Here is a 22,199-nt window from a genome sequence, read left to right as displayed (position 1 = left end):
CGCATCGACTTGCGAAGCATGAGGCATGGTGATTCTGGTTATTTTCTTTAGCTGTTGAAGTCGTTGTTGTCATCATCGTTGCCGGAGTAGTCGTCATTCGATGACGTGTCGGCAAAGTCGTTGTTATCGTCGTCCTGCGCGGGTGTGTTGTCAGAGAAGTCGTTGTTGTCGTCGTCCTGGACCGGGGTGTTATTCGAGGCGCCGGAGTCTGCAAACTGGCGGGTGTCGTTGCGGCGGTCTTCGATGTCCGGCGACAGATGGTCGGAGTGATGCTCAGACGGGGATGAGTCGCCATAGTAATTATTGATGATCTCTTCTCGGGGAGACGGATTTCCTCCGAAGCTGCCCATGCTTTGCCCACCGTTGTGCTCGAAGCCGTGAACGAGGCTCTCGATGCCTTCGAAGGCGATGGCTCCGGCAGCGACGCCCGCAGCCGTGGTTGCGGCCGAGCGGAGGAAGCTTCCGCCCTGTGACGGTGGTGCGTACTGTGGGGCTCCGTACTGCGGCGCTCCGTATTGCGGCGGGGCATACTGCGGAGCTCCATATTGGGGAGCGTACTGAGGCTGGGCGTAGGGCGGAGGCGGTGGGGCGCTGTATTGCTGCTGGTTGGAAGCGAAGGAGCCGGGGCGCGGACCTTGCTGGACCGGCGCGTACTGGGTCTGCGGCGGTGGGGGCAGAGCGTCGTCGTCCTTCATGCCGAGCAGGTTGCCGAGGAAGCTGGTGTGCTTCGGCTGCGGGACCTGCTGCTGGACGGCACGCTGAGCCTGCTGCTGGGCTTCATCGAGTTGAGTCCGGGTGTCTTCGAGTTGGGTTTTGAGGTCGGCGAGTTGCTTCTGGGCGTTGTCGAGGGCGTACTGCTGGACGAGGACGGTCTGGGCGAGGATGTAGAGGGCATCCGGGTTGCGGCCGAGGGTCTGCTGAAGGTACTGCTCGGCTTCGGGATCCTTCTCGTCGAGGGGGGTCTTGCTGATGCGATCGGTGAGACCCTGGAGGAGTTGCTGTTCTTGCGCGGTCATGTGTTTGCCTCGGTTCGGCGTTGCTTGTGGTTGGACGCGGGTTTTGGGTAGAAGGTGGTGGCGCCGGTCGTAGGTACGTTACACGTGGCAGGTTGGTTCCAGATTATGGCTTGGGGCGGAGGGCGGCGAGGAAGTCATCTGGAGTGGCGAGGGTGTTCAGGATGTCGCCGGCCGTGAGCCACGCGCGGCGGAGTTGGGTGATGCCATATTGCATGTAGTCGAGCTCTTCAATGGCGTGGGCGTCGGTGTTAACGGAGATCTTGCAGCCAAGCTCCTTGGCTAGTTTCAGGTGGGTGTCCATGAGGTCAGCGCGGGCCGGGGCGGCGTTGTGTTCCACGGCTACGCTAAGCTCGGCTGCGCGGCGGAGGATAGTGTCGACGTTGACGGCGTAGGGGTCGCGCTTCAGCACCTTGCGGCCTGTGGGGTGGCCGAGGACTCGGGTCCAGGGGTTCTCGATGGCGCGGAGGATGCGCTCAGTGATCTGGGCTTCGGGCTGATCGAAACGGGAGTGGACGCTGGCGATCACAATGTCGAGCTGGGCGAGGGTTTCGTCTTCGAGGTCGAGCTGGCCCTCGGCGAGGATGTCGACCTCGATGCCGGTGAAGATGCGGAAGGGCTCCATGGGGCGGTGGTAGGGGAGTTGGGAGTAGTGGGGTGGCAGGGCTATGCGTGGGTCGTGGGTGGTTTGGTTAGAGGGTGAAGGGCCCCCGGGATCGGCTTCGTACGTTCCCACCCGAACCGACGGTGAACCAGTCGGTGAGGATGGGGCACCCTGGCTCTTTTCGTAGGATTCCCAGGCGGCCCATTGGGGGCCTTTGCCTGCGGCGAACTCTTCGGCTAGCTGGTCATTCACCTCGCGGACGCGTTTTGCGTGGGCTAAGGCCCTCGCGTCGTCCATGCCGTTGGTCATGGCGAGGTTCTTGGAGTGGTCAGTGATGGCGATGTAGCGGAGGCCACGGGCGATGGCAGCTTCGGCCATCTCGCGGATGGTCCGGGTGCCGTCGGTCTCGGTGGTGTGCATGTGGACGTCGCCGCGGATGTCGGCGAGGGTGATGAGATTCGGGAGGGTGTGGGTGGCGGCGGCTTCGAGTTCGCCTGAGTTTTCGCGAAGTTCGGGGGCGATGTAGTCGAGGTCGAGGGCGTTATAGATGTCAGCTTCGCTGGCGGCGGCTACGATGACGTTGTCTTCCAGGCGGAGGAGGGCGTACTCACTGAGCGTCAGGCCCCGTTTGATAGCGCGCTGGCGAAGAGCGACATTGTGCATCTTGGATCCGCTGAAGTACTGGAGGGCAGCTCCATAGCTGGCGCGGGGTAGGAGGCGGACGTCGACCTGGAGGTTGTTGCGGAGGGTGAAGGTGACTTTGTTCTGGCCCCGGGCGTGGAGCTTATCGATGAGGGGAAGGGTGGCGACGTACTCGACGGCGGCGGCGACGACGTCCGGCTCGCAGGCCGGGCCGGTTGCGAGGAGGTCCAGGTCGCCGACCGTCTCGCGGCCACGGCGAAGGCTGCCAGCGGGCGTGACGGTTTCGATCCCCGGGAAGGCAAGAATGAGAGTGGCAATGCGCTCGGCGAAGTCGCGGGCGTGGTCGATGCGGAATCGGGAGGAGTTCTTGCGGTGGTCCTCGATGCCTTTGAGAAGCTTGGCGGTGAACTTCTCGCCCATGCGCGGGAGTTTATTCAGGTGGCCGGCCTTTGCAGCGGTCTCCAACGCATCGATGTCGGCGACCTGCAGGGCGGACCAGATGAGGGCGACCGACTTTGGCCCCATGCCGGGCAGGCGGAGAAGCTCGAGCATGGTTGGACGATACTTCTGGAGGAGTTCCGTGCGGAGCGGCATGGATCCAGTGGCGACGAGGTCACGGATGTTCGCGGCCATCCCTTTGCCAATGCCAGGGATAGCAAGAAGGAGTTTTGGGTCAGCTTCAGGGGTGGCGAGGGTCGCTAGCTGGGTGGTTTGCTGTTCGACGGCTTCAGCCGCTCTTCGGTAGGAGCGGATACGGAAGGGATCGGCACCATCGATTTCGAGGAGGGCGGCGGTTTCGTCGAGGAGGCGGGCGAGCGTGATGTTATCCATAGCGATTGAAGGCCGCAGGTTCTCGGCCTTCAATCAGTATGCATGGGGATTTGGTTTGTTCGCACTGGAGTCAAGGGAAACCACACATCACAAAATCAGCGAAAGGAGGGTCGCGACCTAGACGGCATCGCTGATCCGGACTACCTGGTCCGCCTGGGGACCTTTTGTTCCCTGGATGATGTCGAAGGCGACCTTGTCACCCTCTTTCAGGCTTTTGTAGCCGTCCAGCTGGATGGAGCTGTAGTGCACGAAAACATCGGCGCCACCCTCTCGGCCGAGGAATCCGTATCCCTTTGCGTTGTTGAACCACTTGACTTCACCTTTGTACATCGACATATTCGTTCTCCCTGGGGGCCCTCTCCGTGTCCCTTGGGCGCACGGAGTAGGATCAGCAGTCATAAAACTTAGCTGCCAGTCCTAATGGATGAAGATTAGGGTTCCCGCGTGAGCTTCTTCTGTCTTCTGCACGACATAACGTATTCGGCGAAATTCGTCTAACAAATAGCGAAAAGAAAAACGTTCGATGTGGTGAAAGATCCACATGCCGATGGGTTCCGGTGGGCCATCACCTGTGTTTGCTTGGGGACAGCATCGGAAAAAACGATTCCGCCGCTTTGCCGCTCCTTGTTGAGTCGTCATGCGCTTCGATCCAAAGCTACGGGTGAGCGAGTCTCCGTGAAGCGGCGAAGAGCGATAGTCCGATAAGGGTCTTTCCGTCGTGAATCTTGTTCCCAGCGACGAGCTTCATAGCCTCTGATAGCGTGAGCCGTACGATCTCGATGTCTTCGTCCGCCTCGGGCTGGGCTTCGCCGGCGGTGATGTTTTCGGCGAGGTAGATCTCCATCCACTCGCCGAGGAAGCCTGGGCTTGCGTAGTAGCGGATAAGGCTGGTCCACTTGCGGGCCCGGAAGCCCGTCTCTTCGATCATCTCGCGCTTGGCGGCGGCGAGCGGACGCTCGTTCGGCTCAATGCGTCCGGCTGGGAGTTCGAGGAGGTATTGTCCGGCGGCGTGGCGGTATTGGCGGATGAGAATAACGTCGGGGTCAGCGGGGTTCTTGGTCGCGTCTACGGCCAAGACCACGATGGAGCCGTTGTGGTGGATGACGTCGCGAGTGCTGGTGACGCCGCTGGGTTCGATCACCTTGTCGGTATAGACGCTGAAGACCCGGCCCTTGTACGAGAGTTTGCTTGAAAGGAGTTGAGCTTTGCGACGGCGGGTCGCCTTCTTGGTTGAGGTCTTCGAATCGGCGGCGACCGATGCAGGGAGAGACTTCGCGGTCTTCGGTTTCTTCACGGCTTTGGCGGGGGTCCCGGGAGGGGACACGATTTTTCTGGCGGGCAGCTTTTTGGCGGCGGTCTTTTTCTTGGTGGCCATAGGGGTACGGTATCATTCTGCGTCGGGTGGTGAAGATCGGGCATCCAACCTTCGAACGGCTTCCATACGCTTCAACACCGGGATCGTCTTTTCAGAGGTGAGCGGGAGTTGTCCGTTTGTACCGGGCCGGATGCGTACTTGTTGAGTGAGGGTAAGGATGAGCAGTGAATGTTTCCCGATGACCGCGTTGCCGCACACCTCGCGGCTCTTTGCCGATTTTTTGGGAATGGGGCAGCTTGCCGAGGACGCTCCGGTGCGGAGCTGGTACGGGACCGGCTACGCCGCCGCGGCTGTGAGCGATCCGGACCGTCTGGCGAATGCTCTCGCGGCTCAGGCGAAGGAGTTCGGCGCGGGCGAGGCGGTGTTTGAGAACATTGAACGTCTGCGTGGAGGCGCTCGGGCGCTGGTGACGGGACAGCAGGTGGGACTGTTCGGCGGGCCGTTGCTGACGCTCCTGAAGGCTGCTACTGCCGTGGCGCGGGCGAAGCAGGCGACGGATCAGACGGGCGTTCCGCATGTGCCGGTGTTCTGGTTGGCGACCGAGGATCATGACCTGGAAGAAGTCGATCAGGTGTCGCTACCGACGAAGCATACACTCGAGAGGCTGAAGGCAGGGTTGAAGACGGATGCGCCGGTCGAGGTTGGCGGAGTCGTGCTTGGGGCCGAGATCGAGGCAGTTCTGGAGCGGGCGTGCGAGCTTCTGGAGTGGAGCCCCGTATGCGATGTGCTGCGTGAGTGTTACGTCTCGCGCGAGGGATATACGGCTACGCTTGGTGGGGCGTTCGCGCGGTGGATGACAAAGCTCTTCGAAGCGCAGGGGCTGATCGTGCTTGATGCCGCGGGGCGAGAGTTTCATGCTCTCGGAAAGCAGGCGCTGCGGTACGCGATCGAGCATGCGGCGGAGCTTGAGGCTGCACTGCTGAAGCGGACAGCCGAGCTTGAAGGTGCGGGATACCATGCGCAGGTGCTCGTCGTTCCGGGGCACTCGTTGCTCTTTCTAGTAGACGAGTCAACGGGCGCACGGTCGGCGCTGCGGCGGTCGGCCAACGGCGAGTGGAAGGCCGGTGGCAAGGCCTACTCGGCCGATGACCTGCTTGCGATCCTCGAGGCTGCTCCCGAACGGATCAGTCCGAATGCGCTTCTGCGACCGGTGTTTCAGGATGTGATTCTGCCGACCGCGGCTTACGTCGGTGGCCCGGCGGAGGTGGCGTACTTTGCCCAGAGCGCGGCGGTCTACGAGGCTGTGCTTGGACGGGTGACCCCAGTGCTTGCGCGCTTCTCCGCAACGCTGGTTGAGCCGGCGATGGCTGCGGTGCTCGATCAGCATGAGCTTCGCGTGATCGGTGTGATGACGACGCCCGAAGAACTGGCGCAGAGGCTGGGCGCACGGGCGATGCCGATCGCGGGCAAGCGAAAGCTGGCGGCTGTCGGGAATGCGATGGATGCGGAGTTGACGGCGCTTACCGAGTACCTTTCGGCGATGGATGAGAGTCTTGGGCGGTCGGCAATGGTTTCGGGCTCGAAGATGCGCTACCAGATGAACCGGCTGCGCAGGATGGCGGCGACGTTCGAGTTGCAGAAGGAAGCGAGTCTGCGGAAGCATGCGGACGCTCTCGCGCTGAATCTCTTTCCGAATGGACATCCGCAGGAGCGAGTGGTTGCCGGGGCATGGTTCCTGGCGCGATATGGAGATGGCCTGGTCGAGCGGCTCGTGACCGAGGCGGCCGACGCCTGTGGTGGGCACGTAGTGGTGAGACTTTAGTCTCGCTGCAGGACGACGAACGCCTCCGGGAGGACAGGGAACGGCCTCAGGGTCGTACACTATGGCGGTGGAGGTGGACCGTTATGGGGCTCAGTGACGAGGCGTTCGAGGTAAGTTGTCCAGATTGCGGCTCGATGATCAAGATCGATCCGGTGACGCGGTCGGTGATTGGCCACGTGCCAGCTCCACGCAAGCGGATGTTCGAGGACTTCACTGAAGCCGCGGCAGCGCTGCGCGAAGCCGACCAGAGGCGGGACAGCCTGTTTCGGCAGTCGGTCGATGCGCAGAAGAATAAAGATGATGTGCTCGCGAAGAAGTTCGCCGAGGCGGTGAAGAAGGCGAAGGAGAGTCCGCTGACCGAGAGGCCGCTGCGGGAGTTCGATCTTGACTAGCGCGGACCATGAGTCCCCGCCTCCGAGGACGGCCGCATTCAAAGAGTCGAGCATCTACACTCATCCCGAACTGCGGGGGTGCCATCGATATGTTCTTCCAGATATCAGGCACCTGTGCGCGGAGCTGAAACCCGGATCTCGGGTGCTTGATGTTGGCTGTGGAAACGGTTCGCTGACGCATGAATTCGCAAGGATGGGCCATCGTGTGGCGGGAGTCGATATGTCGCGCGGAGGGGTGGAGATCGCGCGACAGACGACGCCGGAAGGGCACTTCGAAGTTCTGCCGGCGGATGCGGATGTTCTGACCAACCTGAACGAGGACCCGTTCGATCTCGTGTATAGCGTTGAGGTCATCGAGCATCTCTATGACCCGGTGAGCTTTCTGAAAGGGTGCTTTGTGGCAACGAAGCCGGGCGGAATGTTTCTGTGTAGCACGCCTTATCACGGGTATTTGAAGAACCTTGCCCTGTCGCTGACGGATGGTTGGGACGAGCACACCAATGCGCTTGGGCTTGGCGGCCATATTCGCTTCTATAGCGAGAGGACGTTTGCGGAAGCGGTGCACCGAGCGGGGTTTGTAGCGATCCAAATCGCCGGATCGGGCCGGATCCCATTTCTTTGGAAGAGCATGATCCTGACGGCAACGAAGCCGGAATAGCAAGCCGACACAGCCCCCGCGACGGGCTGTGTCGCGTTACACGCTCCACGACTACTTCGAGGCGGTCTTTAGTCCGCCTGCCTTGGCGACGCGCTTGACCGAACCATCACCAAGCACGAAGTACTTATCTCCAGTGACTTCTTCAACGTACGCATTCTTCATGCCGGGAAGCGCCGTAACCTCGCGCGCGTCGGTCTGACCGGGAGCAGTAAGGAGAAAGTGCTTCCCGTCGCCCTCATCCTGCACGGGTGAAGCAGTGGAGGGGAGAGGTGCCGGGGTCGCGGCTGCAGCCATGGCGGGGGTTGGGCTGGAGTCCGGAGCGGAGCCGGTGAAGGCCACGATCTTGCCGGTCTGGCGGAAATGAACGTACTCGGGTCCCTTGATGCCTGCGACACACTGCGAATAGGCATCCTTGCCGACATCCTGCCCGATGCCGGTAGTGCTGGCTACGGCTTCGCTGTTACGGTCGGTGCGCTGGGTGGCTCCGGTCGCAGCAGCGGTCTGAGCGCCGTTGTTGTTGCCGCCCCACCAGCCGTAGCCGCGGTTGCGGGAGATGGCGCTCGTGGCGGCCCCGGTGATGCCCGTAACGGCGCCCTGTTTCATCTTGTCGTTATCCTGACCGTGCTCTCGCTTGTGGAGGGTGTCCTGTTCGGAGGCGAGTTGGCTACTAGCCTGATCGCGGCAGGATTTGATCTGGTCAGCGCTGATCGGCATCATCTCCATCGTGATGCCGTCGGCGGGGCCCGCTGCTGGCGGCGCGGCAACCTGCGCGATGACGGGGGTGGCGGCGAGAAAAACTAGAAACGTGGCCGAAGCGAGCGTGAGATTGCGCGGCATACTAGGGTCTCCTTGGAACTTGGGCCTTCCTTCCGGTTGACCGCAAGGAGGAAGTGCTGTTGGCTAAGGTGCTCATGCTACTGCTACGCACACGAGCGGGCAACGGTTTTTTGCACGGTTATCGGTTTTTTTACGGAAGTCAATCCCACAAAGGGTGACAGCTTCACGTCAGAGGAACAGGCGGGGGGTTCGTCGCGGTAAACTGGGGTATGCCTCCTATTTTGAACGCGCAAGGGCTGACAAAGTCCTTTGGCGCGAATGCCTTGTTCGATGAGATTGGTTTTACTGTGTCCGATGGAGACCGTATTGGATTGATTGGTCCCAACGGCGCGGGGAAGTCTACGTTGCTGTCCGTGCTCGCCGGTGACCAAGAGCCGGATGCCGGGGAAGTCGCGATGCGGAAGCGCGCTCGTGTAGGGTACGTGAAGCAGGAGTCGAACTTCGCTGCCGGGCTCACGGTGCGGGACGTGCTCGAAGCGGCGCTTATTCGCGCCGGGGTGACCGAGGCAGAACGTGAGGGGCGCATTCGTGAGACGTCGGGCCGCACCGGTTTTCCCAGTCTTGAGGCCGAAGCGGCGAAGCTGAGCGGTGGTTGGCGTAAGAGGCTTGCGATTGCCGAGGCCGTGGTGACGGGGCCGGATGTGCTTCTGCTGGATGAGCCGACGAACCATCTTGACCTGGCGGGGATTACCTGGCTTGAGGAGATGCTCGTGCAGGCGCCGTTCGCGCAGGTGATCATCAGCCACGATCGTTACTTTCTGGAAAACGTCGCGACCGAGATGGTCGAACTGAACCGCGTTTATGCGGATGGTTTGCTGCGGGTGAAGGGGACCTACTCAAAGTTCATCGAGGGCAAGCAGCTTTACCTCGAGGCGCAGACGAAGCTGCAGGACGCGCTGAAGAATCGGGTGAAGACGGAGATCGAGTGGCTGCGGCGCGGACCCAAGGCGCGCGCAACCAAGGCCAAGGCTCGTATTGACAATGCGCACGACCTCATCGGGCAGCTGAAGGAAGTAAACCAGCGAACGCAGACCTCTACGGCGGGTATCGATTTCTCGGCGACCGAGCGGCAGACGAAGCGGCTCGTCGAACTGGAGGATGTGTCAGTTGTGCTCGGCGACAAGACGATCGTCGAGGGGTTGAACTTCCTCTTCGCGAACGGCGTACGTGTCGGTCTCGTGGGACCGAACGGGAGCGGTAAGACGACGCTTCTGCGTCTACTGACCGGGGAACTTGAGCCGACCTCGGGGACTATCAAGAAGGCGGCTTCGCTGAAGATCGTCTACTTTTCGCAGATGCGCGAGCTGGATGAGAAGGTGACGCTGCGCAGGGCGCTCGCTCCCGATGCGGATTCTGTCGTCTACCAGGGACGTGTCGTACATGTGGCGAGTTATGCAGCGAAGTTTATGTTCACCTCGGAGCAGTTGAACCAGCAGGTGGAGAGGCTGAGCGGAGGAGAACGGGCGCGCGTGTTGATCGCGAAGCTGATGCTTGAACCCGCGGATCTCTTGTTGCTGGATGAGCCTACGAACGATCTGGATATTGCGACGCTCGAGATTCTCGAAGAGAGCCTGCTTGAGTACACCGGAGCGCTTGTTCTGGTAACGCACGATCGCTACATGTTGGATCGCGTCTCAACCGTGGTGCTTGGGCTCGACGGCAAGGGTGGCGCCGGCCGCTTCGGAGACTACTCGCAGTGGGAGCAGTGGAAGGGAAGCGGCGGTGAGGAAGCTATCGAAGAGAAGGCCGAGGCTTCTACCGGCGGGGGTGAGGGTAAGGGCTCTGGTAAGAAGAAGCTCTCGTATCTCGAGGCGCGGGAGTATGCGGGTATCGAGGCTGCGGTCGAGGCTGCGGAAGACCGTTTGAACGCAGCGCGTGACGTGCTTGACGATCCGGACGTTGCGACGAACGCCGTGGCTCTGACGGCTGCACTGCACGAGATGGAGCAGGCTCAAGAGATCGCGGATGGGCTCTATGCAAGGTGGGCGGAGTTGACGGAGAAGGCGGGTTAGCTCGCCTTCTCCGTCAACACGGACCACTACTTTGCGTGGGCTGAGTTTGACGTGTGCGGCTTCTTACCAAGTTGGTGCCAACTGGTCTCGGTCATCTCCACGTTGAACTTCTTCGCGGCGGCCTTGATGTTCTTGAAGGCCTCCGCGCGCTCCTCATCGGTGACGCCCTTTGTTTGATCGAAGCGCGCGATGGCGTTGCGGACGTGGGATGCGTCGGTGAGTGGTTCCTTGCGCTTCGCGGGGAAGGCGTAGGTGGTATCGGAAAGACTGTTGCGGTCTTTGGCGTCGAGCGTGCCGTGGGTTTTTGACGCTGTGGTCATCGGGATCTCCTTATAGCGAAATCGTCCGCTCCTTGGAGTTAGATGTAGGTCTGCCCGCCAGTGTTGGCAAGTGCCTTCGGCTACGGCAAGGCGAAAGCGACATAGACCGCTCCCTGCGGCTTGTCCGGTGTGCGCTGATTGCTTGTGGCGATAACGATGTACTGCTTGCCGTCCACCATGTACGTCGAGGGAGTGGCTACGCCCGCGAAGGGCAGGTCCGCCTTCCAGAGTAGATTGCCGCTGCTGCTGTCAAAGATACGGATGGTGTGGTCGTAGACCGTGGCCGCGATGATGACGAGTCCGCCCGCTGTCACGACCGGGCCGCCATAGTTCTCGGAGCCGGTGGGCTTGACTCCTTTTGCGGTCAGCTCAGGATATTCGCCCAGCGAAACCTTCCAGAGGTACCTGCCGGTGTTCAGATCGATAGCGTTCAGCGTACCCCACGGCGGGACGATCGCAGGGTAGCCCTCCGGGTCGACGAACCGTCGATAGCCGGTGAAGCGATAGGGAGCAGGATCGGCCGGGCTCCCACTCGATTCTGCCTCGTGCTTCGAGGATGCTTCTTCTACCTTGGCCTTGCTGGCACCTTCGGGCAGCGGGCCTGCATCGCTGAAAGTCAGCAACGTCGCGAGGTGTTGCTGGTCGATACCGGGGAAGGACGGCATGCGCCCGCGGCCCTGGTGGACGACGTCGGCGATCTGCGCATCAGTCAGCCTCTTATGTACATCGATCAGCGAAGGAAAGGCTGGAGGCGATCCCTGCCGGTTGGGTCCATGGCAGCCTGAGCACTGGCTCATATAGGTCGCTTCACCGGGTGACTTTGCCTGCTCGTTCGGTGTGAGTCCGCCTGTCCACGCGATGTCGTTGGCGTTGATGAAGATCACGCCGGAGTGTGGGTCGACGGCAGGTCCGCCCCATTCTGCTCCTCCATCGAAGCCGGGGAAGACGATTGTCTGCTTTCCAAGCGAGAGCGGCACGAACTGTCCGTCGCTGCGCATGTCCTTGAAGTTCTCGACCGCCCACGCGTGCGCCTCTGGGGTTCGCTGGGTGAGCATGCCGGCAGTCAGCTTCTGACGCGCGTATGGCTCGGGGATCGATGGAAGAGGTTGTGTCGGTGAAGCGACTTCGCCGGGAACATCGCTTGGCGGGAACGGAAGTTCCTTGATTGGGAAGAGCGGCTTGCCGGTGGCGCGTTCGAAGAGGAAAAGGTATCCGTGCTTCGTCGTCTGGGCGACTGCGTCGATGAGCTGGCCGTTGTGGTGCACGGTGATGAGCGCGGGAGCGGAGGGGAAGTCGCGGTCCCATATGTCGTGATGCACTCCCTGGAAGTGCCAGATGCGCTTTCCGGTGTTGGCATCCAGCGCAAGGAGCGTGTTGGCGTAGAGGTCCTCGCCGACGCGATCGTAGCCGTAGAAGTCGGTGACAGCCGAGCCAGTCGGTGCGAAGACGATGCCGCGCTTCTCGTCGATCGCCATGCCGGCCCAGTTGTTCGCGGCCCCGGTGACCTTCCAGGCGTCTTTTGGCCACGTCTCATAGCCGGGCTCGCCTGGATGAGGGATCGTGTGGAACGACCAGCGCAGCTTGCCGGTGTGGACATCGTAGGCTCGGATATCTCCATGCGGCGCGGGCACAGCCTCCGGAGCACGAAAGCCTGTGATGATCATGTCCTTGTAGAGCACTCCGGGCGTGGTCATCACGGCGAAGGAGCTCGTGTAGTCGGCCTCGCCAAGATCCTTGCGCAGATCGACCGCGCCGTTCTCGCCGAAGCCTGGAATCACCTTACCGGTCGCGGGATCGAGCGCATAGAGGTGGTCCAGGATGCTCGCGAGCAGGCGGCTTTCCTTGCCGTCCGTCCAAAGGCACATGCCGCGGTTCGGCTGGTGGGCCTGCGTGCCCGAGTCGAAGGTCCACAGGACTTTCCCGCTCGTGGCGTCGAGGGCGACGATCTTTTCGGTCGGCGAGTACACATACATGCGTCCCGCGACGACAAGTGGATTGTCCTGCAGCCCACCGGTCTCGCCGGTATCGTAACGCCATGCTTCCTTGAGCCCAGGCGCGTTGGCACGGTTAATCTGATCGAGCGGCGAGTAGTGATCATTGGTGACCTGGCCGTTGTATGCGGACCAGTCGCCTGTCTTCGATTTCTCCGCGGCATGCACGAAAGCAGGCCAGCGGCCTACGCCGGTGGCAAGAACGCAGGCTGCCGCTGCGCCAGCGACTGCGAGAGTGATGCGTTGCTTCGCGCCGATGAATCCAAGATGCATGGAAATGTCTCCCCGCAGACCAAACCGCACGTTACACCACGACACAAGCCGCGGCAACTGAGCGGCGACTTACAGCTTGATTCACCCTATCTCGGATGGAGGACGGTTCCCATTGTGGTAGCCAGACCAGGATCCCGGCATTGTGCCGAGCGTGAAGATACCGCGCATTGCCAGAGCAGCACGCTTTAGGCGATTCTTAAAGAGATGAGTTTCAGTGAGTTCACTTCTTCAGGCGCGGGAAGACGCAGCGCATCGTCTTCCCCGGGCTACGCTTCGATTGCAGGCACTGGGGAGCTGGCTGGGATGTTCCGCGAGCATGTGTGGAGCAATACTCCGCTTGGCCGCCTCGAAGACTGGTCCGAGACCCTGGTTGCTACGGTCAACATGCTTCTTCTCTCGCCCTTCGCGTTCACCGTCTTTTGGGGCCAGGAACTGACGCTTCTTTATAACGACTCGTACCGGGTCTTTCTCGGAAGCAAGCATCCAGACTCTCTCGGCCGTCCGGCTCGCGAAGTGTGGCGCGAAGCCTGGCCCGTGATCGGCGCAACGATCGAAGATGCCTTGCATCATGGGGCCAGGTCAGACTTCAAGCACATGCTGATCCCGATCGAGTTGGACGGCGTCCTGCAGGATCGTTATTGGACCCTTTGCTTCTACCCGGTCTACGAGAATGGCGAGATCGCAGGCGTCGCGGAGATCGTCTTCGATTCGACCTCTGAAGTGCTCGCGGAACGAAAGCTGCATGAGAGCAGGGAAGAGTCGTCACGTGTGCTGCAGAGCATTGGCGACGCGGTCATCGTGACCGATGCCGAAACCCGCGTCACGCGCATGAACCCAATCTCCGAGAACCTCACCGGCTGGAGCCAGAAGGAGGCCAAGGGCCGGCCGCTCTCCGAGGTCTTCCATATCGTCAACGAGACAACCCGCAAAATCGTAGAGAGCCCAGCCGACAAGGTAAAGCGTCTCGGCACGGTTGTCGGCCTCGCGAACCATACGACGCTCATCGCGAAGGACGGTGCCGAGACCGCTATCGACGACAGTGGCGCGCCCATCCGCGACGACCAGGGTGAGATCACCGGCATCGTCCTCGTCTTTCGTGATATCGCCGAACGCCGCGCCGCGGAGCGGGAACGCGAGGCGCATGCGCGACACTTGCAAGAAGTCCTCGACGTCTCGGCTGATGGCGTGGCGGAGCTCGATCGCGAGTGGCGCATCGTCTTTCTCAATGAGAAGGCGAAGGAGATGCTCGCCGGGAGCGGAGATGTTCTCGGCAAGAACCACTGGGAGAGCTTTCCTTCCGCCGTCTTCGATGGCTCTCCCTGGCTCCGGCATTACTACGCGGCGATGGACGAAGGAAAGAGCGGGGAGTTCGATCACTTCTACCCGGCGCCCCTGAACATCTGGATGCACATCACGGTGCGGCCGGCCTCGAGTGGAATCGTCATCTACTTTCGCGATACGACCGAGCAGCATCGCGCGGCGGAGGCCTTGCGAGCCAGCGAGGAAAGGCTGCGGCTTGCCCTGGCGGCGGCGAAGGGCGTGGGCATCTGGGACTGGGACGTCGTCAACGATCTCGTCTATGCCGATGAAGGCTTCGCACGGCTCTATGGTGTTGACCCGGCCGAGGCGCGCGCAGGGATCACAATCCAGCACTTCACCCGCAACATGCACAGGGACGATAAGGAACGCGTCGGACACGAGATCGCCGAGGCTGTGCGCACGGGCCACGAGTTCTCGTCGGAATACCGGCTCGTGCAATCCGACGGAAGCGTGCGCTGGGTCTCAGCGGTCGGGCGGTGCAGCCTCGCAGCCGACGGTAGACCGACGCGCTTCCCGGGTGTGACCGTCGATATCACCTCTCCGAAGGCAGTCGAGACCTCCCTGCGCGAGAGCGAGGACAGGCTTCGCATCGCCGCCGAGACCGCCTATCTTGGCGTCTGGGAAGTAAGTCTTCCAGCGATGCGGATGGAGTGCTCCGACATCTGCAAGGCGAACTTTGGTCGCGCCGCGGGCGAGCCGTTTTCCTACGAGGACCTTCTCGCCTCCATTCACCCGGACGATCTCGCTGGCATGCAGGAGGCGGTGCGCTCGTCCGTTGCCAATGGCACGCCGTACCGGTCGGAGTATCGAGTCTATTGGCCGGATGGGACGCTGCATTGGATCGTTGCAAGCGGACGCGGGCTCTATCACGAGGCGGGTGAGCCAAGCCACATGGTTGGGGTCACGATGGATATAACCGAACGGCGGTTGGCGGAGACAGCACTTTTGCAGAGCGAGAAGCTTGCCGCAGTCGGTCGGCTCGCCGCTTCGATCGCGCACGAGATCAATAATCCTCTGGAGTCGGTCACGAATCTTCTCTACCTGGCGCGGGGCGGCACGAAGATCGAAGAGATTCAGGACTATCTTGATATGGCCGAACGCGAACTGAGGCGCGTCTCCGTCATCAGCAGCCAGACGCTCCGCTTCCATCGGCAATCCACTAACCCGAAAGAGGTCACCTGCGAGGACCTCATCGAGACGGTGCTCTCGATCCATCAGGGCAGGATCGTCAACTCACGTGTCGGCATCAAGAGGCGTCTTCGCGCGACGAAGCCCGTGGCGTGCTTCGAAGGAGAAATTCGGCAGGTCCTCAACAACCTGGCCGGAAACGCGATCGATGCGATGCACCCCGTTGGTGGCACGCTCTTCGTGCGTGGACGAAACGCGACGGACTGGAGTACAGGCAGACTGGGCTTGGCTATCACGATTGCGGATACAGGTGCGGGCATGAGCGCGCAGACACTCAGGAAGATCTTCGAGCCGTTCTTCACCACCAAGGGCCTCTCCGGCACGGGCCTCGGTCTATGGGTGAGCAAGGAGATCATCGACCGGCACGAGGGCGTTCTGCGTGTGATGACGAGCCAGCGAGCTCCACACACAGGAACAGTCTTTTCACTCTTCCTGCCGTTCCAGCCCGCGCCTCGTTAAGCCGGACGCTTGACGACCGTCGCGAGCAGCACGGCCAGGCCGTTCCACGCGATCTGCACGCCGATGCAAAGCAGGATGAACGCAACCACGCGCAGAAAGCCGTGCGCCGTCGCAGGTGAGATCGCCTTGGTAATCTTCGGCGCATAGGCGTAGCAGAGGTAGACAAGGGCACTCAAAACCACGGCTGCAAAGAAAAGGCCAAAGTGGCTGAGAACGTTATCCGACAGCACAGGCGACGAAGCGTGTGCGCTCAACGTCAGCATGACGACAAGCGATCCAGGTCCGGCAGTCACGGGGAAGGTGAACGGGTAAAAGGCCTTCTCTTCAAGACCGCGCGTATCGATCTCGGCTCGGACGGCGATCTCTTCCTGCTTGTTCCGCGCATTCGCGGTGGCATCCTTCTCGTTCAGCAGCGACCAGCCCATGGCTGCGATCACAAGGCCTCCCGAGACCTGCACGATTGGGAGTGAGATCCCGAAGAAGTTCAGCAGGGCTGAGCCAATGAGCTCGATGACGGCCAGAAAGATGACGGTATTGATGGCGATCTTCCGGGCCAGCACACGGTAGACGCGCGACGGAGCCTCGCCGACCAGCCCGAGGAAGACCAGGGCGGAGCCAAGCGGGTTGATCAGCGGAAGCATCGCGCTGAAAGCAAGAAGAAAGGAATTCCAGAGCTGCAACAGGTTTCTCCTCCTTCAAGGGTATCTTCTAACAAGCACCTGCGTCCGGCTTACCCACAGTACCCGATCCAGAACGAGGAACTTCGTCCGATGAACCGTGTTTTTGCGTCTCTTGCGCTTGCTTTGCTTCCTGCCGCCTCCTCCGTCGCCATCGCGCAGAGCAGTTCTGCCCAGGACAAGATCGTCCACCTGAACGAGATCCAGGTCGTCGGCACTCACAACAGCTACAACACGGGCTTCGCGCCGAGCGAGGCGAAGTATTTCTCGAGCCACTACGCGAAGGCCTACCGCGGCCTCGAATATCACCACCGCTCGCTCGCCGATCAGCTCTCCGGCGGCGCGCGCCAGTTGGAGCTCGACCTCGTCCCGGATCCGAAGGGCGGACGCTTCGCCCATCCGAAGATCGTCGAGCTCACAAAGGAAGAAGGCCTTCCCGCCGACGCCGACTTCGATCCCACCCACGAGATGGACAAACCAGGCTTCAAGGTCGTGCATCTCGGCGACCTGAACGAGCGCAGCAGTTGCCAGCGATTCGTGCAGTGCCTGCAGGACATTCGCGGCTGGTCGAAGCAGCACCCGCACCACGTGCCGCTCTTCATCCTGATCGAGGATAAGCAGGGCAAGATCAGCCAGCTTCCCGGCGCGGTCGAGGCCGAGCCATGGACAGCCGACACATGGGATTCGCTTGACCGCGAGATCCGCTCCGTCTTCCGGGAAAAGGAGATCATCACGCCCGACCAGGTGCGCGGGAGCTACCCCACCCTTGAAGCCGCTGTCCTCGCGGGCAAGTGGCCGACGCTCCAGAAGTCTCGCGGCAAGGTCATGTTTCTCCTCTACATCAAGAAGTCCGCTCCCGCTTACCTCGCTGGTCACGCCGGTCTGCATGACCGCGTACTTTTCACCAACTCCGACCCCGGCCAACCGGAAGCAGCATTCATCGAGCGCGATCGCGGAACGCCCGAGGTGATCAATCCTCTTGTCAAGAGCGGCTATCTCGTGCGAACGCGCGTCGACTACAACACCGACGCAGGCCGCGATAACGACACCACGCGGCGCGATGCTCTGCTGGCAAGCGGCGTTCAGATCATGAGCACTGATTTCCCGCTGTCCGAGCCCGCGCCGTGGAGTGGATACACCGTCGGCCTTCCTGGGGGCGTCCCCGCACGCTGCAACCCCGTGAACGCACCCGCCGGATGCAAGGATGCGCTGTTCGAGCCTGGCACAAAGAGCGGTGGCGAAATGTCTCCGGTCAACCACCCGAAGTAGCGCATCTTGACAGAGGTCAGACCAGAACGTTAGGGTTCGCTTGCTTTCTTTTGAGTTTTTCGAGCGAGGTTCAACCAGACATGCGGTTGCTATGTGGTGTGTGCTTTGCCCTGACACTTTCGTCTCCCGTGCTCGCCGCTGCCCAGGCGCCTGCCGCCGCGCAAGCGCTGCCGTCGACGGTCGCGGGAATCCCGGTGAACTACGACGAGTCGAAGACGGGGACCTACACGCTTCCCGATCCCCTCAAGCTCAACGACGGCAAGCCTGTGCGTGACGCGAAGACCTGGACCACGAAACGCAGGCCCGAGATTGTCGAGATCTTCGAGACGCAGCAGTACGGTCGCGCACCCGGTCGTCCCGCCGATGAGAGCTTCGATATCTTCGATAAAGGCACGCCCGCGCTTAGCGGCAAGGCTATCCGCAAACAGGTGATGATCTACCTGACGAAAGATCACAGCGGTCCGAAAATCAACCTCCTCGTCTACCTGCCTGCGGCAGCAAAGAAGCCGGTGCCTATGCTGCTGAGCATCAACTTCGGTGCCGTTTCGAACGCAGCAGATGACCCGGGAATCAGGCCGTCCGAGATATGGGATCCGAAGACGAACACTAGAGTCCCAGCGCCGAAGGGTAAGGGCTTTGGAAGGGTCGATGTTGAGCCTCTACTCGCCGCCGGCTTCGGCTTCGCCACGTTCTACTACGGTGACGTCGACCCCGACTATGCCTCGGGATTCTCGAACGGCATCCGCGCCCGGTATCTCAAGCCTGGACAGACGGCACCCGCACCCGACGAGTGGGGTGCGGTCTCCGCATGGGCATGGGGCATGAGCCGCGTCGAGGACTACTTCGAGACCGATAAGGGAATCGATGCGAAGCGGGTCGCGATCCACGGCGTATCGCGCCTGGGTAAGACGGTCATGTGGGCCGGGGCGCACGATCAGCGCTTCGCCGCCGTTATCGCAAGCTGCTCCGGCGAGGGTGGCGCAGCGCTCAGCCATCGGGACTACGGCGAAACCGTCGCTCACCTCGTCGCGCCCGGGCGCTTTCCCTACCAGTTCGCGGCGGATTACCAGAAATACGGCGGCTTCCCAGACACAGCGCCAATGGACGCCAATTTGCTCGTAGCGTTGATTGCTCCGAGGCCCCTGCTCTTGCAGACGGGCGACACAGACTTCTGGTCCGATCCCAAGGGTGAGTTTCTCTCAGCCGTCGCGGCTGGCCCAGTCTACAAGCTACTCGGAAAAGATCCTCTCGATACCGACGTGTGGCCTGCAGCCGGGCAGCCGATCCTGCACGATCTTGCCTACTCCATGCACTCCGGCGGACACGGCATGGTGCCCACGGACCTGGACGTCTACATCCAGTTCCTCACCATGCATCTGCATCCGGAGCGCTAGGCCGGGAAGGGGCTCGCTCCTTCTTCCGTGAGCCAGTCATAGCGTTTGTGGTCGGAACCGCTCGTCCAATCCGTCGGCGTACGCGATGCCTGCCAATCCGCAGGCTCGCTATGTGTCTGTTGCGCAGCGCATTGCGCAAAGGCCTCCCGAATCGCCCTTTTCTGTTCCGGCCCAACCGTACCTGGCTCAGGCGAGATCAGAAGCACGGAACCCGTCGCCGCCACGACGCGCAGCCACTGCTCGGTCAGGTTCCAGGGAATGTCTTTCGTAATCGGAATACAGTCGGCATCGATGGCAAAGAAGATGCCATGCTGCGGGAGACGGAACGCAAGCGTGTTGACTCCCATGCGCCGCGTCCGCTCCCACGTCCTCCCGCTGACGTCATCGCCCGTTCGTTGCGCGTCGAAAAGACCAGCAGATAAGTGGCCCACTGTGTTGCATCCGATCACGATGCGGTCTTCTCCCGCAGCCGTGCGAATGTCTCGATAGAACTCGCGAATAATCTCCGCGTTCGTCTTCGTCTCGTCATGAAAGCTCCACCCGTCAACCGTGGGGGAGGGGCCCATCTCGTTCCCCCACTGGCCGAGCAACTCGTAGGTAGTGAAGTCATGCTTGATGAGATCGTATCCCCAGGCCCCTGCCTCACGTACGACGTCCAGCGCGGCACGGCGAGCATCCGGCACGGTAGGGTCATAGGCCAACTCCTTCGCCCTCTCCTGGTGACGCCCGAACCGGCTCCCCGGAAGAAGCCAGGACGATGCCGCCGTGGAAGGAGCGCGCAACGGCCGAACCCATATCCCTGGATTAACCTCGCGCCGGCGAATATCCTCCGCAAGCCTCTGCATGCCGGGAAAGCGTTTGGGATCCTGATACCCATCGTCGATCACGGTAAACGGACGCGCCGCACCTGAAGGAGCCACCTCGCGAATGACTTCGGCATCCCGGAGAATACCCTCCGGGCTGTTCTTCCCATAAGCGTAGTACCAGTCGTTACTCCCATACAGCGCGCCCAGCGAATACTTTCCACGCTTCTTTGGAAGCACCACCTTCGGCGCCATTCGGCGACACAAAGCCTGCGCCGTCTGGTGAGCATTCGCTCCGGGTAGGCTCTGCATCGTTACAACCGTCGCCAAGACAAGCGAACGAGCCTTAAGCGCAACGCCGTTGCCGCCGTTTCGCGTATCGAGCCATAGGGAGATCCCGTTCGTATCCACCTGCCAGAATGCAAAAGCAGAAGCACCCGTCTCGACCCCGAAGCCGTGGGTCTCCGCCCCATCCTGCACAAGACAGTACCAAGGGAGAACCCGTTCGGCCTGCATCGGAAGCCACGCAAGATCCCCATAGCTCCGCTCCCACGCATCCCCAAGCACGGTGAGCCTCTCGCTGATCGTGCCGTTCCAACGCAGGTGAACACGTCTAAGCCGGACACCCTGGGCATCGAGCGTCAGCACACCTCGCCCCTGCTCAACGTTGTAAGTAAGATCCACACCACTACCGGACCACCTGCCGCCACGCGCTTGCAGAACGCTCGTGGTGTCAGCCGTGGTACCAGTGAAGATACGCACCAGGTCTGGAACGCGAAGCACATCGATTGATATGCCGCTCAGGTTTCCGGTCGTAGCTCTTTGTGGTGCAGGAAGGAAAGCGGACACCGCGGCCGCACCGCCTTGCAGAAGTTCACGTCGATTCACTTATCTCACCTCTGTGTGTTGTTGACCGCCTGCGGCGAATCCGGCGATGCATGGTTGTAACTCGTCTACACCGGAGCCGCCGCAACGCTCGACGTCATAGGCTTTGGCGCGGCAAGCGTTGCATAGCTCAATGCTCCAAGCAGCGTTACCGCGCTGCAAAGGCTGAGTGCCAGACTGAACGACTGTGTCCGATCGAGGATCATCCCGGTCACCACAGGAGCCGCCGAAGCGATCATGAAAGCGGCAAAGTTCTGCAACGCGCTGAGCGAGGCCACAAGATGTCCGGGGCTGACGGCCTGCGTATAGCCCCATCCGGATGTGCCCGCGAAGTGAATACAGAAGAGCGCGAAGCTGATGCCGGCGACTGCCCCCATTGTCGTATGGCTATGCGCCACCACGAGCGTGCTCGCGGCCGAGAGCACCATGCCGATGACGAGATTCCTGCGATGCACCGTCGGCAGAGGCGTGCCCGCGCGTGCGAACCGGTCGGCGACGATACCGCTCGTCAACATGCCGACGCCTCCCGATAGAAAGGGAATTGCCGCAACCCATCCGCTGCGAGCGAGGGAGAGATGGCGCTCGCTCTGGAGATAACCAGGCAGCCACGCCGTGTAGAGCCAGTTGGTGTAGTTGATGCCGCCAAAGCCAAGCATCATCCCGTGGACCATGCGCTGTCGCAACAGCACCCTCCAGGCACTCTCGTGTACGGTGCCATCCTCAGCTTCACGAAAGATCGTGGCGCGGCGCGGACGATGCAACACAATCCAACCGAGCGCCACCGCGACGCCACACAGCCCAAGCACGATGAACATCGTTCGCCACCCAAGCCGGAGCATCATGTAGGTCAACACAGGCGGCGCGACCGCGAGGCCAATCGTTTGCGAGCTGCTCATGATCGCGGTGGCGCGGCCCCGGCTCTCCGCTGTGAACCACTCGCGCATACTCCGGACTCCGCACGGATAGAAGGGAGCCTCGCCCACGCCGAGCATAACCCGCAAGAACAGAAATGCGGGCAACCCGCGAATGAGGCCAGTCAGCATCTGCGCCGACGACCAGAGCAGAAGGCCGCCACCGAGGATCGAACGCATCCCCGCACGATCAAGCAGGCCAATCAGCGGCAGTTGTGCAAACCCGTACGCAAGCGAGAACGCGGAGAGGAGAAGGCCTATCTGCGTACCGTTCAAGTGCATCTCGGCGCGTATGGTCGTGTTCGCCACCGAGAGCGATGCCCGGTCGAGAAAATTCACGATCCCAGCTAGAAAGAGGAGCGAGAGGGTGATCGCCTGGTGCGCCTTGAGGCTGCGAGCTTTGATTTCGTTCTCCTTTTCACGCGTCGTTCCGCCCGTGATGCGTCCCTGTGCAGCCATGCGTCGACGTACCCATCGTAATGCCTGTCGCGCTGAGATCCGCGGAGCATCGAGCCGCAAAATCCGAGAGCGGTAGACGTCGCTTTACGGCTCCGGGCCATGTCTCCAAGGGCCGCCGCGCACG

17 protein-coding genes are annotated in these 22,199 nt (G+C 61.5%); 7 read left to right on the top strand and 10 right to left on the bottom strand.

From position 1 onward, the window contains the following. Window positions 1-47: 47 nt before the first annotated feature. The 4 genes from GRAN_RS15440 to GRAN_RS15420 all read right to left on the bottom strand — a co-directional run bounded on the left by GRAN_RS15440 (window position 48) and on the right by GRAN_RS15420 (window position 4,465). A complete protein-coding gene (locus GRAN_RS15440) occupies window positions 48-1,016 on the bottom strand; it encodes a DUF2076 domain-containing protein (protein WP_128913876.1) in 969 nt (322 codons plus the stop codon). 103 nt (window positions 1,017-1,119) lie between these two features. Continuing rightward, a complete protein-coding gene (locus tag GRAN_RS26335; protein ID WP_241654668.1) occupies window positions 1,120-3,090 on the bottom strand; it encodes a PHP domain-containing protein in 1,971 nt (656 codons plus the stop codon). Window positions 3,091-3,207: 117 nt separating this feature from the next. After that, window positions 3,208-3,426, bottom strand: coding sequence for a cold shock domain-containing protein (locus GRAN_RS15425; RefSeq protein ID WP_277751219.1), 219 nt, complete (start codon window positions 3,424-3,426; stop codon window positions 3,208-3,210). A 319-nt stretch (window positions 3,427-3,745) separates the two neighbouring features. Next, the gene (locus GRAN_RS15420; RefSeq protein WP_128913875.1) at window positions 3,746-4,465 is read right to left on the bottom strand and encodes an NUDIX hydrolase; all 720 of its coding nucleotides are present in this window, start codon (window positions 4,463-4,465) and stop codon (window positions 3,746-3,748) included. A gap of 157 nt (window positions 4,466-4,622) precedes the next feature. Here GRAN_RS15420 and bshC point away from each other — a divergent pair, with 157 nt between their 5' ends. The 3 genes from bshC (at window position 4,623) to GRAN_RS15405 (ending at window position 7,277) form a co-directional block, all read left to right on the top strand. Then, window positions 4,623-6,227 carry a bacillithiol biosynthesis cysteine-adding enzyme BshC gene (bshC, locus tag GRAN_RS15415; RefSeq protein ID WP_128913874.1) on the top strand — a complete coding sequence of 535 codons (1,605 nt, stop codon included), beginning with the start codon at window positions 4,623-4,625 and terminating at the stop codon, window positions 6,225-6,227. 83 nt (window positions 6,228-6,310) lie between these two features. Then, window positions 6,311-6,619, top strand: a complete 309-nt coding sequence (locus GRAN_RS15410; RefSeq protein WP_128913873.1) for a hypothetical protein — start codon at window positions 6,311-6,313, stop codon at window positions 6,617-6,619. Continuing rightward, a complete protein-coding gene (locus GRAN_RS15405; RefSeq protein ID WP_161570994.1) occupies window positions 6,612-7,277 on the top strand; it encodes a class I SAM-dependent methyltransferase in 666 nt (221 codons plus the stop codon). The genes GRAN_RS15410 and GRAN_RS15405 overlap by 8 nt, the downstream gene beginning before the upstream one ends. Before the next feature lie 51 nt (window positions 7,278-7,328). On the opposite strand, the gene GRAN_RS15400 is transcribed toward GRAN_RS15405, so the two are convergent. Continuing rightward, entirely contained in the window at window positions 7,329-8,114 is a 786-nt protein-coding gene (locus tag GRAN_RS15400; protein WP_128913871.1) for a hypothetical protein, read from the bottom strand. Window positions 8,115-8,323: 209 nt separating this feature from the next. Here GRAN_RS15400 and GRAN_RS15395 point away from each other — a divergent pair, with 209 nt between their 5' ends. After that, window positions 8,324-10,126, top strand: coding sequence for an ABC-F family ATP-binding cassette domain-containing protein (locus GRAN_RS15395; protein ID WP_128913870.1), 1,803 nt, complete (start codon window positions 8,324-8,326; stop codon window positions 10,124-10,126). 26 nt (window positions 10,127-10,152) lie between these two features. Here the strand turns inward: GRAN_RS15395 and GRAN_RS15390 are convergent, their stop codons facing one another. Together GRAN_RS15390 and GRAN_RS15385 are read right to left on the bottom strand one after the other, a co-directional pair. Then, window positions 10,153-10,446, bottom strand: a complete 294-nt coding sequence (locus GRAN_RS15390; RefSeq protein WP_128913869.1) for a DUF6582 domain-containing protein — start codon at window positions 10,444-10,446, stop codon at window positions 10,153-10,155. An 80-nt stretch (window positions 10,447-10,526) separates the two neighbouring features. Continuing rightward, entirely contained in the window at window positions 10,527-12,710 is a 2,184-nt protein-coding gene (locus tag GRAN_RS15385; protein WP_128913868.1) for an outer membrane protein assembly factor BamB family protein, read from the bottom strand. A gap of 204 nt (window positions 12,711-12,914) precedes the next feature. Here GRAN_RS15385 and GRAN_RS15380 point away from each other — a divergent pair, with 204 nt between their 5' ends. Next, window positions 12,915-15,677 (top strand): PAS domain-containing protein, encoded by a 2,763-nt coding sequence (locus tag GRAN_RS15380; RefSeq protein WP_128913867.1) that lies wholly within the window; start codon window positions 12,915-12,917, stop codon window positions 15,675-15,677. Here the strand turns inward: GRAN_RS15380 and GRAN_RS15375 are convergent. Then, the gene (locus GRAN_RS15375; protein ID WP_128913866.1) at window positions 15,674-16,357 is read right to left on the bottom strand and encodes a MarC family protein; all 684 of its coding nucleotides are present in this window, start codon (window positions 16,355-16,357) and stop codon (window positions 15,674-15,676) included. The two genes, GRAN_RS15380 and GRAN_RS15375, sit on opposite strands and share 4 nt — an antisense overlap. Before the next feature lie 90 nt (window positions 16,358-16,447). Here GRAN_RS15375 and GRAN_RS15370 point away from each other — a divergent pair, with 90 nt between their 5' ends. Together GRAN_RS15370 and GRAN_RS15365 are read left to right on the top strand one after the other, a co-directional pair. Beyond that, window positions 16,448-17,623, top strand: a complete 1,176-nt coding sequence (locus tag GRAN_RS15370; protein WP_128913865.1) for a phosphatidylinositol-specific phospholipase C1-like protein — start codon at window positions 16,448-16,450, stop codon at window positions 17,621-17,623. Between the two features lie 80 nt (window positions 17,624-17,703). Beyond that, complete coding sequence (locus tag GRAN_RS15365) at window positions 17,704-19,017, top strand: alpha/beta hydrolase family protein (protein WP_128913864.1); 1,314 nt, start codon at window positions 17,704-17,706, stop codon at window positions 19,015-19,017. On the opposite strand, the gene GRAN_RS15360 is transcribed toward GRAN_RS15365, so the two are convergent. Both GRAN_RS15360 and GRAN_RS15355 read right to left on the bottom strand, forming a co-directional pair. After that, a complete protein-coding gene (locus GRAN_RS15360) occupies window positions 19,014-20,708 on the bottom strand; it encodes an alpha-amylase family protein (RefSeq protein ID WP_128913863.1) in 1,695 nt (564 codons plus the stop codon). The two genes, GRAN_RS15365 and GRAN_RS15360, sit on opposite strands and share 4 nt — an antisense overlap. A 65-nt stretch (window positions 20,709-20,773) precedes the next feature. Further along, entirely contained in the window at window positions 20,774-22,075 is a 1,302-nt protein-coding gene (locus tag GRAN_RS15355; protein WP_128913862.1) for an MFS transporter, read from the bottom strand. Between the last annotated feature and the right edge of the window lie 124 nt (window positions 22,076-22,199).

Origin of the sequence: Granulicella sibirica (assembly GCF_004115155.1) — a bacterium.
In the GTDB taxonomy this organism is placed as follows: Bacteria; Acidobacteriota; Terriglobia; order Terriglobales; family Acidobacteriaceae; genus Edaphobacter; species Edaphobacter sibiricus.
Note: the sequence above shows the minus strand (reverse complement) of the source record. Positions and strands in the feature narration are given on the sequence as shown.